The sequence below is a fragment of the Pseudomonas kitaguniensis genome, from assembly GCF_009296165.1.
In the GTDB taxonomy this organism is placed as follows: domain Bacteria; phylum Pseudomonadota; class Gammaproteobacteria; order Pseudomonadales; family Pseudomonadaceae; genus Aquipseudomonas; species Aquipseudomonas kitaguniensis.
The window spans coordinates 60,287-72,883 of sequence record NZ_VUAZ01000003.1; the positions used below are offsets into that span (position 1 = coordinate 60,287).

Consider the following 12,597-nt stretch of genomic DNA (forward strand, 5'->3'; position numbering starts at 1 on the left):
TTCTCGAGAATATTCGGGCATATCACATAGGTCAGGATCAGCAGCCAATCCAGCTCAGTTCCCCGTGATCGATTGCGATATATACCCCTCTTTCATACGCTATGGGCCGCTGGGAACATCTTCAGCGTCTCACTCGTAAGCTTCGAAAGATTTCAGCTCTCTACGCAGAGTTTGTGCCTCAGGATCAAGCGAGTTCGGTCGTACCACGGACCGCCAAAAACGACGATCTCAGACGGCCTGCCGTATAGGTGGTGCAGTAGAAATGGGCCGGGGCCGAACGCTCCCGACTCTTCGCCGGGTAGCGCCGGATCAGTACCCAAGTAGATACCGGCGTGGTTCGGGTGCACCGTTCGACCGACATGCATAACGATCATATCCCCGCGCTGAGGCCGGTCCACGCGCACAAAGCCTGCGGCCTCGTAGTTTGCCTCGTACAGGCTGGCGTTTTCCGCGCTCTCCCACCAGCCATCAGCTCGCTGGAAGGCTTCAAACTCCAGTCCCCACTCACGCTGATACCAGTCAGCGCAAACCTGCCAGCAATCCCAGGCACCGTGCACAAACGGGCGCTTCAGCAGCGGCGTGCTGCCGGTTGGCGTGATGGTGCGCAAATCCCCCTCAGGCCACGACAAGATATGCCAGGGCAAGGCAGTGGCCTCGCACATGGCCAAGTCGTGCGGCGACGGCCTGCTGGTGGCATCCGGATGCGAGTGAACGATGCCGATCACCTCGCCCGCGTCTTCCGCCGCCGCGTAATCCTCTGGATCAAGCCGGAACTCTTCTTTTGGCTCCGTGGCGATGTTCCGGCACGGAAAGTACTTCTGCGCGCGCCCGACCGCCAACAGCAAGCCACAGCACTCTTTCGGATACTCGGCTGCCGCGTGCGCCTGGATGGTGGTGATGATGTGTTTTCGCATTATTTGCGCCCACTAAAAAGGGCGCCGAAGCGCCCTTGGTTAAGCAAACATTTTCCCGGATTGCGGAGGCCTAAGTAGTGCCCGTCCGATAATTCCAGCCTTTACTCTATTGCGCATGGTCGCCTGGCTCACTCCGGCTATTTTCGCCCACTCAACGACTGTTTTCTCTTCGCCATCGATCAGCAGAGTCGCATTATGTTTGCGCACGGGCTTTGAGGCTGCCTCATCAGGAGTCATCCCAGCATCGAGGCGGTTGTAAAACGTAGATTCTTTTATGCCAGCCTCGCGCCAAACACTGGCGATATGCCTCTGATTGCCGAGGCGCGTGACAATGGCATTGTTCCGCTTATGCTCGCCCTGACCTAGAGCGTCAGTCCATCGGCAGTTTCCTGGCTCGTAATCGCCATTCTCATCAAGCCGGTCGATGCTCTGGCCTTTCTCCTTCGCCCCCATTCCGGCGACGAATCCCGCAATGTCTTGCCACTCATTACACACCCGAATACCTCGACCTCCGTAATCTTTGTAGTCTTTGGAATCAGGGTTGTAGCAGCGATCGATCATCGCCTTCCATGTCCCATAGGCAGAGTGCCTGTGTAGTCCGTGGGTAGTGTGGGTTTCTTTAACCCGCATTCTCATAAAGCAGCCGCAAGACACTTGTACGCCACACACGAGCGCAGATCTTTGGACGACTCGGGAATTGCCGCATACACATCGGCAGTCCCAAAGACTGACCCTATAAGGTCTATCGTTTGGCGCTTCGCTGACCACCGTGAGCCTGCCAAACTGCAAGCCCACTAAATCTTTTGGGTATTTCCTCTTCAATTCACACCCCTAAAGCGTGAGACCTAACTGAAAGGAGTGGCAGGTCGGTTAGGTGCCGACTTTTCGGGTTGCATGCCCTAGCCACATAGTCATTCTACTACGATCTGGACACGAGGCTCACAGCCGGAAATCCGCCGAAACTGAGCTCGTTGTTCTCTCCGAAGCGCAACTTGCACGACGACAGACAGCCCTTGCACTGGTCGAGCGTTGGGTCATCCGTGGGGTTGTCCTCGTCGTCGAACATCGCCGCGCCGGTGTAGCCGCAATCAGGCCCACGGTATCCATTGGTCATGGCCCAGTGGCAGAAGGTCGTCATCTGCCGACCGGGCAGCCCGTGGTGGTCGATCTCGCCGGGGGAAGAAAGCTCCCAGACCACGGCCTCGCCGTCCTCGCTGGTTTTCTGGTCGATGTACCAGATTTCCAGCGCCTCCTGTGTCGGATCGGCTGTCGGGTTGCCGCCGGGGTAGTTCGCCGCGTCCAGATACTGGGCCAGGGTCTCGCGCACCGTCAGTTTGAACTTAAGCATGTCCTCGAAGGCCAGGCACAGTGCCGTAACGCGCCCGTTGATGTTGCCGGCGGCGAAGGTAGGCCGGGAGGCGCTACCGTCGCTGCTCGAGGAAATCCCCTCAATTTGCACCGGCCACGCCGCGTACTCCTCGCCCTGCCACCAGATCGACTTCGCCGGTAGGTCTTCTTCCGAATGCTCGTAGGCCAGCAGTTCATCCGGCGTATGCGGAATAGCGTGACCGTGGAAGCGCAAGTAATCGGCGCCGTACTCGGTCCCGTCAATTTCGAACAGGCGAATTTCGCCGCCGGGCTCCAGCTTCTGGATGTCCGTTATCAGTGACATGCGCGGTTATCTCAGGGGTGAAAGGTTTGTTGGAATGTTGCTGTGATGGCGTAGACCTGGCCACCTCGGTGAACTGGCTTGTAGCCGTCGCACTTGTATAAGCCGAGATCGCCCAGCGGGGGCTCCCACAGGAAACCCTTGGAGCCTTTATGCCGATCGAGGAACACCATAATTTCCTTGATGCGGGGCTTCATGCCGGTGAACGTGACCGGCCAAGATTGGGCTCGGCTATTGATCCCATCCTCGACCGACTGCTCGTAGCCGTCCCCGAACTGTTTGGAGCGGACGCGCTGGGTGATTTCCCCCTCCGCGCCTTTTTCCGTTGCCCAGGTGAATCGCTCAATTGCCATAAATCATCCTTTCACGTTTCGGCTGCTCACGCCGCCTTGGCGCCAAGACTTGGCGATCTCTTCTTTCGCGACTGTGCGCATGCGCTCCTGCATGTTTCGCTGAAACAGTTCGGTATCGAGTTCGTCGCCTTCCGACTTGCCCGACTCTTCATCTGTCATGACCATGATCGGCATTGAAAGACTGACGGAGGTGCCGCCGCCACCGCCAACCGACATAACGCCCAGCTTGCCGTTGGCCGTGCGCGTCAGAGGCATGATCGCCTCGTCTCCAGCCTCGCCCATGACACCGGTTCTGCCGTTGGCCATGCCGAATGCAGTGGGTTTACTTACAACCGAGTTGGTGAAGGCGCCGCCGTCGGCGAACATCTGCACGCCTTTGGACCAGGCGCCGCCTTCAGCCTGGAGGTAAGTCGACGAGTAACCCGCTTGGGAGGCGCCGAGGTTCGATGAGACTGCACCGGCTGATCCCGCCGCCAATCCATTGCCCGTGCCCGCGGCAGCGCTTCCACCGAAATAGGTGGCCGTTGCGCTGACCAAGCTACTCAGCAATGCCGAACTGGCCTGACGGGTAGCGATACGCGCCATATCCGCCAAAATCGACTTAGCGAAGTCCGAGAACGATGCTTTGCCGGTCATTGCAAAGTTGACGACCGCATCCTCCATGCTGCTGAAAGCATTGCCGAACAGGCTTTTTGTCTGCCCAGCGATGTTGCGAGCCGAATCGAGGTAGTTTTCCCAAGCTGCTGAGGCGCCTTTCGTCCAATCGCCCTGAGCGGCTTCAACGTCCGCATAGTTCTGCCGGATCTGGTCGGTAGCGTTTTTGTTCGCATCTGCGAGCGCCTGAGATTTGCGCTTGAATTCCTCCTCCGACATATTTCGCGACGGGTCGGACTTTTGATTCGCTAGCTCCAGCGCCTGCTGAGCAAACCGGTCTTGCTGGCTGTTCAGCTCACCGTTAAGTGCGTTCTGGCGGTCACCCTGGCCAACGCCAACTACGGCGCGCTGCCCGGCAAGCTCCAGAGCGCGCTGCTGCTGTCCAAGTGCCTGGACGTAAGAGGCGATTGACCGCTCCTGTTTCGCCAGGCGCCCCGTCTCGCTCGTCGCCAGCACTTCAAGCTGGCTATCAGCATCCTTCTGAGCCTTGACCATATCAGCGCGTGCGTCTGCGATCTTCTGGTCAAGCTGGATGCTTTGTGCGGAGGTGGTTGTCTTCTTACCCTGGGCAGCTTCAAGAGCGGAGATCTCCACCTCGTATCCGGCGGTGACTTCGTCCTTCTCGGCACGGATCAAGACTGCGCGCTGCGTTGCGTAATCAGCCTGCGAGATCAACCCGGCTTTCTGCGCTGCATCCAACTGCCTAAAGGTGTTGGTGTATTCGTCCTGAATGCCCTTGAGCGCATTCTGCGCATCGTTGTATGCCGTGAGATCTACAGCGCCGGCCGAAGCGGTTTTGGGATCCTTGAACTTGGCGTTGATATTTTCGCGCTGCTTGTTAACTCGATCTTGGGCCAGTCGAGGATCGTTCGGATCCGCGTCACGAAACGATTGCAGCTCGCGATCTAACTCCTTGAGCTCAGCATCACGCTTCTGTTTATTGGTGCGAAATGACTTTTCTCGCGCGTCGAAAGCCCTTTGTGACTCCTGGGCCTTGTCCTGTTTGCCTTGGTATAGCGCCTGGGCTTTATTGATCGCGTCCTGCGTATCGCGCTGTCCAACGAGGAACTCCAGCTCCTGCTTGGATGCAGCAAGCTTCTTTTTGACGTCGGTATCGCTCGGGTTAGCTTTGAGCGCGCTCTCTGCATAAGCAACGCTTTGCGTCAGTTCAGTAATCCGTTTCGCCGGACCTTCGTCCCTGCCAATGTTCTTGATCGCATCCAGCGATTTCTTGGCCTCATCGGTGATGCCCTTCCAGGCTTTCTCGATGAAACCCAGGTTGTCGGTGATCTCCGTGGATCGGCTTTTGACGGTATCCGCGTAAGTATCAGTAAGCAGCTTTGCGGCGCCAATGGTGTCACCCTGCTCCTTAAGAGCAACGATTTGCGAGTAAACCGAAGCCGTCAGGAAGTGATACTGATCGTTCAGTTCCTTCGCGGCCGCAACTGGGTCCTTAGCAATCTTGACGAACTCAGCAATGGTCGCGTCCACCGACTTGCCGGTGGCGTCTTCCATCGCCGCGGCGGCATCCGCGATAACCTTGAAGCTGTCGCCCGCGATAACTCCGCTGGACGCCAACTTGGTAAGCGATGCCGCCGCCTCGCTGGTGGTGCCATTCGTCGCGCTGACCTGTTGCGCCAGATCAGCCAAGCGACTCGCAGAGGTTCCTGCGTAATTGCCGGTCAATATCAGTGCTTTGTTGTACTCGTCCGCCTCCTGACTGCCGGTCTTGTAGCCGTAGACCATGGTGCCGAGCGACACGACCACGGCGGCCAGCGCGAGCGCCATACCAGCAGCGCCGAACGTGACCCCGCTCATTGCCGGGCGGATAGCGCCTACGGCCTTCTGCGCGTTCTCGGCCGCCTCCGCAGCTGTGTTCGAGCTTTCAGCCAGGTCCGACAGACTTTCACTTGCCTCGCCAGCGCTTTCAGCGGTGTCCTTCGCGCCGGAGGCGATACCCGCAAGCGACTCTCCCAATACAGCCGCACCGGCGCCGCCGGAAAACAACGAGCGGAACTTGTCCCTGAGTGCGTCCATCGTCGGCCCGATGCCGCCGAACGAATCTTTTATCTGACCGCCCTGCTGGATGAGTACCATAAGCGGGTTTTGCCCGCCTGCCAGGCTGGTGAAGATGTCAGTGAACTGTGCTGGAAGCTGACGCAGCGCCGCCTGTGTTTGCCCGGAGCTGACGCCAGTTTTTCTCAACCCCTCGTCGAACTCCCCCAGCTTCTGGCGGGAGGCGTCGATGCGAGCGGAGTACTCACGGAAGGTGTCGGCATCAATGACGCCGGCGGCCTTGTATTTCTGCAACTGAGCCTGCTGCTGATCGAGCTTATCGAGCGCAGCCATTGTTGGGTTGAGTTTACCGAGCAGCTCTTGCAAGCCTTCGGCCTGCGCGCCGGTCGCTGCGGCGGCCTTCTTGGTCGCCTCGGCCTGGCGATCTGTCGAGCCTATCAGGGCGTCGGATTCAGCCTGTAAACGCCGCTGAAGCGCAGCCAAGCTGCTTGCCGACGAACCGGACGACTCCAAAGCCGAAGCATTGGTGTTCACACTGGTGGTCAGGCGCTGGTAATACTCACTCGACTCCAACGAGGCTTTCGCCGTGGCCAGCAATCGCGCCTTAGTTTCGTCGAGAGACTCGGACAGCTTGCGCTCTGATGCCGAGAGGTCGGATGCAGCGGTTGCAGCCTTGTCAAAACCAGCCGCCACACCATCAGCGGCTTTCTCAGCCTTGGCACCAGCCTTTGCAAGATTCTCCAGATCGGAGGTGGCCTTGACCGCTTCGCCTGAATCTACCGCAATGCCAAGCTCAGCGATCGTAGACATGAGTGCTCCATTATTTCGATTGCTCAGACATAACGAGCAACGCCTCGGCCTCCAATACTTGAAGGTCGGGGAAGATCTCTCTGAGTTGTTTTTTCTTCATGCCGATGAGCTCGGCAACGCTGGTGATTGCGGTGTAATCAATGCCGGTCGCGCCGCACGCGCCGGTGCGCCACTGTGTTGAGAGGCCGTCGAACAAGCGGAACGCCGGCCAGACACACGGCCACACCTCAAACGCCTCCTCCATGTCCGAGGCGTCGAGACCGAATGCCGCCAACTGCTCGGCACTCGGAGGGGGCTCATACAGGGCGCGTGCGACGCGGATCAGTTTCCCGTGCGGGCCGGTGCGTAAGCCGCTTGATAGGCCGCGACAATGGCCTCACCGGCGCCGGCAGATGTTTCCACCAGCGCGCGGATAGACTCAGGGCTCAGCTTGTCTTCAAACCCCCAGCCTTCAACCAATGCCTGGACCTGATCTACCTGGCGTTCAATGTCCGCATCAGTGATGTCCACCAGAGTCAAATCATCAGCTTTGGCTTTGAAAGCATCCTGATCGTCCTTTGCCCGTTGCTGCCACCCTGCAAACAAGGCTGCCAGCTCATTGCGGTTCCGATACTTGAACTCAAACGGCACCTTGATGAATGCACCGCCGACGCGCGGAATTTCCACATCCGCCTTGAAGGTAGCGCCTTGCGCGATCTTGAACTTCGCCATGATCAGCTACCCCCGCCAGCAACCACTGGCGCGCGGTACGCCGTAATCTCGGCGTTAATGGTGAAGCCGAACGTCACAGCTGCACCCTCGTTGCGCACCAACGTTGGGGTTTTGTTAAACGACGGGTAACCGGCGTAGTAGATCGTTTTACCGTTGGGCAGAGACATGCGCAGAATCCGCACTTCCTTCTCACGATCAGCCTTGTCCAGTTCGTCGTACCAGGCGAGGCTGTCGTCGTCGGCGAGCTGGAACGCAAACGCCTGAGCATTCTTGGTAGTCGGAATCTGCTTGTCGCGGCGAGCCTCCAGCGGTGCGTACGTCCAGTATTGCTGCTCACCGCCAGACATCGAGTTACCGATCACCTGGTTCACCGCAACCCAGCCGGTAACCTTTTTGGCAGTGCCAGCGCTGATGCCGTCCGGGAAGAACGCAACGTTCGAGGTATCGATGCCTTCAAGCGTGAAGGCTCCGGCCGCGGCGTTGGACACGCGCACGGCGCGCTCGTTGATGTCCTCCCAGCCCGAAGTAACCAGCAGGATGTCACCGTTGGAGAAACCGTTGGCCAAAGCCGTGGCCACGCCCGGATTTGCGTTGCTGATGGCGGAGATCAACTTGGCGGCAGCGAAGCCGGTTGAGATCGCCAGTGTTGCCCCGTTGGGGAAGTAGATCGACATGGGTTTTCCTCTTTGCAGAAATGACAAAACCCGCACTTGGCGGGTTCAGGATTTGCCCAACGGGCGGATTATGGTGTGGTGTCGGACCGGTACGAGAACGACAGCGGGACGGTGTAGGTGGAGTCGCCGGTGATACCTGGTCCCTGATCTACCGGCGTCATGGGCGTGACAACGAAGCCATTTTTCGTGTCGCGCACATACAGCGGGAACAGGTCTGTCAACTCAGCCACAATCGGATTCGTCTTGGTCTTGCCGGTGCCCGCCGGTGCGATGATGCTCACCTGGAAGACGCCGGTGAACAGCCGGTGATCACCGCCGAGCGTGTTGCTCGCGGTATCGCCCGGGATCGTGAACGCCCTCAGGTAGGTCTCGTCCGCCGCCGGCGTGTAGGCCGTGTTCTCGAAGACGATCTTCAGATTCTCCGACCTGGCAGCGTTCCAGGCGATGAGCTTTGCCTCGTAGATCGAAGCGATGATTGCGTGACTCATACCTGGTTGTTCCTGATGGCCTCCAGCACGATCTGCTGGAAGCGGGCCACGGTGACCCGGACCATACCGCCGGGTGCTTGGGTCGAATGGCCGAACTCCAGCGGGATGGCATAACCGAGGCTGTTGGTGATGTAGCAGGTGTCGCCCGCCTTGAATTCGATAGCGCCGGAGGTAATGCGCGCCGTCGACTTGACGCCGCTCGGGTCGACTTCTTCGGTTGTGCTGCCGTCCGGGGTGCCGATACTGAACATCCAGTTCCCGCGAAACCTGCCGCCCACGTAGCCTGCGGGCGCCGCAATGTCCATGCCGTCGTGCACCTTGCGCCCTGGCTTTAGCCTGCCTGCCTTTGTGAGGTTGGCCGGGTCGCTACGCAGCGCGCTGTTGTGGTCGTCGACAGCCTTGTTGTACTGGGTCGCCACAGCGTTCTGCGCCCAAATCTCCGGGTTACCCACGGGGGACATGCGGATCAGGCTGCTGCCGACCTCAATGATGATCTCGCGCATGCTTGCGTCGAGGGCTTCGGTAGCCTGCGCAGCGAACGCGGCCAGGCTCAGGGCGAAGCTGCCGGATTGGCCGGAGCCTGCCCGGCTCACGACCGCACCTGCAGTTCATACAGGATCGGCGTACCGGCTGGGTTGATCTCTTTCAGCGGAGGAACGATTGACCAGGTACGACCTTGGGCGACCACTTTGTCGAGTAGGCCGGGAATCCAGGCCATCCCCTGCGCGGCGATCTTGAGTTTCTTGTCGCCCTGCCGGATGAGGCTGTTGTTTTGGAATTCTTGGCCGGTGAAGTCGAGCAGGATGCCCTGGGCTGTTTGCTCGACGGTTGCGCCTGACGCTTCCCCGCCCGTCTCCGAGTCGTAATCGCCCTGCTCCGTCTTGCTGATGGTCACGGGCTGGCCGAACTCTGTGATCATCTCCAGAGCCATCACGGCCATTTCGTCGTAGAAGGCCATGGTGGCTCCAAGTTAATAGGAAATCGCCTACCTCGAGAATCTCGCAGCTCGCGTTACATAAGCGTCGAGCGCTTTATCAGCAGTATCAACTGCCCGGGTAACGACATCGTTTTCGGAAACGTTCGGTCGAGCCGACAACCCTGTAATAGCGGCAAGGTAAGCCTTTTGCCAAAAAGCAATTTTTTCATCATTACTGATAACCATAAAACCTCCATTTAAATGAAGGGCCTACGCTATCTTATGCCCGAACAGCAAACAACCCGCGGCGCTGAAGGTAATCGGCAAACTGTGTTGCGCTCGGTCGGTCAGGTGCCGCCGGCAACAACCGATTGCTGGTAGACGGGATAGCCGCATACTGCCGTGTCACCGCCCCTTCAACTCGATCCAGTAAAACAGCGCCTTTGCGCTTCTCCACCGGGTCGATGTCGTCCTGATGTATCTCGGCGGCCAGGGCCATCTGCCCGTACTGAATGCGCGCTGGCAAGTAGTTGTTCGGCTTGATCTCGTGATCCAGCAGCACTTCCCGGCGCGGCCAGGACAGGGCCTGCTCGCTATTCGACTTACGACCCTTCCAGGTCATGCCATCCATAACCAAGGCGGCCCGGCGAAGCAATGCCTCTTGCGCGGGAGCGCCCGCAGGGATGACCGTGCCGAATTTCACGGCATACAAGGCCAGGTCCTCGGCGCACGCGTAGCTTTCCGCGTCAGGCTTGCCGGTGCCGTCCTCGATGATGAGCATAATTACTCCTTGATTTCACTCAGGCGGTAAGCCTCGGCCTTCGCTTCATCGGCAGTGCCGACGAACTCGCCAAAGCGTACACCGTCGCGGGTGATGATAATCCACTGGTCGTTCGATTCGAGCTTAGGAATGTAGACCGGCTCATCCTTCGTGCCATCCTTGAGGGTCCCGTTGGTGCCACCGGGCAGCACGTTTTTACCGGTCTTTTCCTTACCGGCAGCCACTTTGTCCTTCGCGGCCTTTTCCTTACCGGCGGCGGACGTAACCGGAGTTTTGCGGGTCAGCACCTCGACCTCAATCTCGGCAGCGTCATACGCGGCTTTGATCTCAGGGTAATCGCCCACGATAACGACCTTGGTCACGCCACGCTCCACTGCGCGGAACAGATCGGGGTTGCGGTAGCGCTTGTTCGGGTCGAAGTCACCCAGTTGGTTGCTGTAAACGAGTTCCATGATTGTCTCCATGGCGGCCATTACTGGCCGCGCCTTGAGGTCGGTATTAGCCGCCGACTGGTGGGGTAGTTGTGAGGGTGATCATCACGCCAGCGGTGACCTTGTTGCTGTCCGAGTGCTTGACCCAGTTGGCGGCCGAACCAACAGCAGCCAGGGTTGGGTTGCCTCCGCCAGTGGTTTCCTTCCAGCTGTAGCCCAGCACGTCGATGTTCACGGTGCCTTCAGCGCGGTAGCCGATGCCGAGGTTCTCTTCGTCGTTCACCTCGTAGGACCGGAAGCCGGGAGCCTGGGATTCAGTGATCACAACAGCATTCGGCAACAGGCCGAAAATCACGTCAGCAGGTGCGGTGTCGGTCACCAGCACTGGCTTGCCGAGCGTGCCAGGCAGACCACCGTAGATGACGACGCCGGCTTCCTCATAGACCTTGTTCGCGATCGCTTCGTCCACGATGTCGAAATAGGCCGACGAGTGCATGACCCACAGGGCGATGCGGCCGAACTTGTCGCCGAACTTGCGCATGCCACGGGTCAGAGTCTTCTTGCCGTCGGTCTCGATGTTGGCCGAGACCACCATGTCTGCGTTGGAGCCGATTGCGGCACGCAGAGCTGCGGTGGCGTAGTGAATAAAGCCTTCCAGGGTAGCGTCGGCGACATCAACGCCGATGATTTGAGAGAACTCATCAACTGGACGACCGCGACGCTTGAAAGCCTCTTCGGTGGTTTGGTACGGGCCGTATTTCCACGGAGCCTTGACGCCAACAGCTTCGCCGGCGCCGATCTTCTTCGAAACCACTTTGGCTTCGGAGTTGACGTCGCGGTGATCAAGGCCGCCGCCGAGCTTGTAGAAAGCGCGCTTGCGGAAATCGCCTTCGATCATTTCGTTGTCGAGGACGATGGCGCCGTTGGAGGATGCGTTGAACACATCCAGGTTGTCCTGGACGCGCTCCAGGTATGCGGTTTGCGCCTCATCGTTGTAGATGATCAGGTCACTGTTGACGGTTGTCGCCATGGGTGTTTCCCCTTACTTGGGCAATTGCAGATATGCGGTTTGGCCGTGCTTGCGCTGGTAGTCGCGCTTCTGCTCGGAGGTCATTTCGGAGCGCTTGAATGCAGCCTGGCCGCCACCCCCGCCCGGGGCTTGTGTCCCTGAAGCCCTTGGCCACAGGTGAGGTGCGCTTTCACGCAGGGATTCCGCCCATTCGAGCGGGGTCAGAGGGGTCTTGCCGTCTTTGCCGAGGATGGTCTGGCCAGACTCATCCACAGCGACCGCATCGCCGTCTTCGTTCAGGGTGAACACGCCTTTGGCGCGCAGATGATGTCGTCCGTAGCTTCAGGAATCGCGCCAGCCTTCAATGCAGCGCTGCGCACCGCATCGCCCAGGACTTTGCCCTGGAACTTGGCGGCGAAGGACTCGGCCTTCTCTGCGCGCGCGCTGACGGTCTTCAACTGCTTGTCGTATTCGCCACGCAAGCGCTCGGTGCGCTTGTTGAATACCTCGTCCACCTTGCCTTCTGTCAGCAGCTTGGTTTCTTCGTCCTGCCCGGCGCGACTGAGCAGGCCTTTGACGGCGTCGATGTCGATGCCTTCAAACTGGGTTTCGAACTGGGTCAGCTTGCCGGAGGTTTCCTTCAGCTTGCCCAGCAGTTCCGAGTTCTTGGTTTTCAAACCGGAAACGGATGCTTCAACGGCAGTCGCGATAGCGTCCTTGATTGCCGGGTTTTCCAGGTCGATTTCGTTTTCTTCTGCCACGTTAATGCACCCCTTAGGTATGTTTAGCCCGCTTTGCAGGCATAAAAAAACCCGGCACGCGACCGGGTTTCGTTTAAAGATAGTTTTTGCTAGCTAAAAATACATTTCAATCACTGCGCCGTTTCCGGCTAAAGACGTAGATAAAGCAACTGCGGCATTGATGACCTTACAAGCAGACTCGCGTCGAGCTAAAAGCTCAATTTCCGGATCGGAAATCATGTCTTCAAAATGAGTTATTAAATCGGTATTGGTGAAAACTCCAGAAGCAAAGAGTCTTAAAGTTAGATTTTTTATCCGGGTTTTAGCGGAATCTACTGAAAGTCCACATGCCTTATGGTCCACCGCTAAAAGGAATGACTCCTCAATGCACTGGAGATCATTGTTCGCCAAATTTTTAAGCATAAAAATCG

The 12,597-nt window shown here is 58.4% G+C and carries 16 protein-coding genes and 1 pseudogene; all 17 read right to left on the reverse strand.

What is annotated here, in order from left to right:
• Window positions 1-152: 152 nt before the first annotated feature.
• A complete protein-coding gene (locus tag F0169_RS00505; RefSeq protein ID WP_152745108.1) occupies window positions 153-914 on the reverse strand; it encodes a C40 family peptidase in 762 nt (253 codons plus the stop codon).
• Window positions 915-953: 39 nt separating this feature from the next.
• Entirely contained in the window at window positions 954-1,475 is a 522-nt protein-coding gene (locus tag F0169_RS00510) for a hypothetical protein (RefSeq protein ID WP_099235200.1), read from the reverse strand.
• Window positions 1,476-1,833: 358 nt separating this feature from the next.
• Window positions 1,834-2,586 carry a phage minor tail protein L gene (locus tag F0169_RS00515; protein WP_152745109.1) on the reverse strand — a complete coding sequence of 251 codons (753 nt, stop codon included), beginning with the start codon at window positions 2,584-2,586 and terminating at the stop codon, window positions 1,834-1,836.
• Window positions 2,587-2,597: 11 nt separating this feature from the next.
• Entirely contained in the window at window positions 2,598-2,936 is a 339-nt protein-coding gene (locus F0169_RS00520) for a phage tail protein (protein ID WP_152745110.1), read from the reverse strand.
• Window positions 2,937-2,939: 3 nt separating this feature from the next.
• Window positions 2,940-6,416 carry a phage tail tape measure protein gene (locus F0169_RS00525; protein WP_152745111.1) on the reverse strand — a complete coding sequence of 1,159 codons (3,477 nt, stop codon included), beginning with the start codon at window positions 6,414-6,416 and terminating at the stop codon, window positions 2,940-2,942.
• A gap of 10 nt (window positions 6,417-6,426) precedes the next feature.
• On the reverse strand, window positions 6,427-6,690 hold the full coding sequence (locus F0169_RS00530; protein WP_161936686.1) for a DUF1799 domain-containing protein: 264 nt from the start codon (window positions 6,688-6,690) through the stop codon (window positions 6,427-6,429).
• Window positions 6,691-6,737: 47 nt separating this feature from the next.
• Window positions 6,738-7,127 (reverse strand): phage tail assembly chaperone, encoded by a 390-nt coding sequence (locus F0169_RS00535; protein WP_152745112.1) that lies wholly within the window; start codon window positions 7,125-7,127, stop codon window positions 6,738-6,740.
• A 2-nt stretch (window positions 7,128-7,129) separates the two neighbouring features.
• The gene (locus F0169_RS00540; protein WP_099235206.1) at window positions 7,130-7,801 is read right to left on the reverse strand and encodes a phage tail protein; all 672 of its coding nucleotides are present in this window, start codon (window positions 7,799-7,801) and stop codon (window positions 7,130-7,132) included.
• A 68-nt stretch (window positions 7,802-7,869) separates the two neighbouring features.
• The gene (locus F0169_RS00545) at window positions 7,870-8,289 is read right to left on the reverse strand and encodes a phage tail terminator-like protein (protein WP_122251277.1); all 420 of its coding nucleotides are present in this window, start codon (window positions 8,287-8,289) and stop codon (window positions 7,870-7,872) included.
• Complete coding sequence (locus tag F0169_RS00550; RefSeq protein ID WP_172979283.1) at window positions 8,286-8,882, reverse strand: hypothetical protein; 597 nt, start codon at window positions 8,880-8,882, stop codon at window positions 8,286-8,288. The genes F0169_RS00545 and F0169_RS00550 overlap by 4 nt, the downstream gene beginning before the upstream one ends.
• Window positions 8,879-9,247 (reverse strand): hypothetical protein, encoded by a 369-nt coding sequence (locus F0169_RS00555; protein ID WP_152745113.1) that lies wholly within the window; start codon window positions 9,245-9,247, stop codon window positions 8,879-8,881. Before F0169_RS00555 ends, F0169_RS00550 begins: the two co-directional genes overlap by 4 nt.
• A 27-nt stretch (window positions 9,248-9,274) precedes the next feature.
• Complete coding sequence (locus tag F0169_RS27260; protein ID WP_172979284.1) at window positions 9,275-9,451, reverse strand: hypothetical protein; 177 nt, start codon at window positions 9,449-9,451, stop codon at window positions 9,275-9,277.
• 34 nt (window positions 9,452-9,485) lie between these two features.
• A complete protein-coding gene (locus F0169_RS00560) occupies window positions 9,486-9,989 on the reverse strand; it encodes a DnaT-like ssDNA-binding protein (protein ID WP_172979289.1) in 504 nt (167 codons plus the stop codon).
• On the reverse strand, window positions 9,989-10,438 hold the full coding sequence (locus F0169_RS00565; protein ID WP_241679022.1) for a CTP synthase: 450 nt from the start codon (window positions 10,436-10,438) through the stop codon (window positions 9,989-9,991). Before F0169_RS00565 ends, F0169_RS00560 begins: the two co-directional genes overlap by 1 nt.
• A 46-nt stretch (window positions 10,439-10,484) precedes the next feature.
• Window positions 10,485-11,447 (reverse strand): major capsid protein, encoded by a 963-nt coding sequence (locus F0169_RS00570; RefSeq protein WP_152745116.1) that lies wholly within the window; start codon window positions 11,445-11,447, stop codon window positions 10,485-10,487.
• Between the two features lie 12 nt (window positions 11,448-11,459).
• Window positions 11,460-12,187: pseudogene (locus F0169_RS00575) on the reverse strand (hypothetical protein).
• A gap of 93 nt (window positions 12,188-12,280) precedes the next feature.
• Complete coding sequence (locus F0169_RS00580) at window positions 12,281-12,589, reverse strand: hypothetical protein (protein ID WP_152745117.1); 309 nt, start codon at window positions 12,587-12,589, stop codon at window positions 12,281-12,283.
• Between the last annotated feature and the right edge of the window lie 8 nt (window positions 12,590-12,597).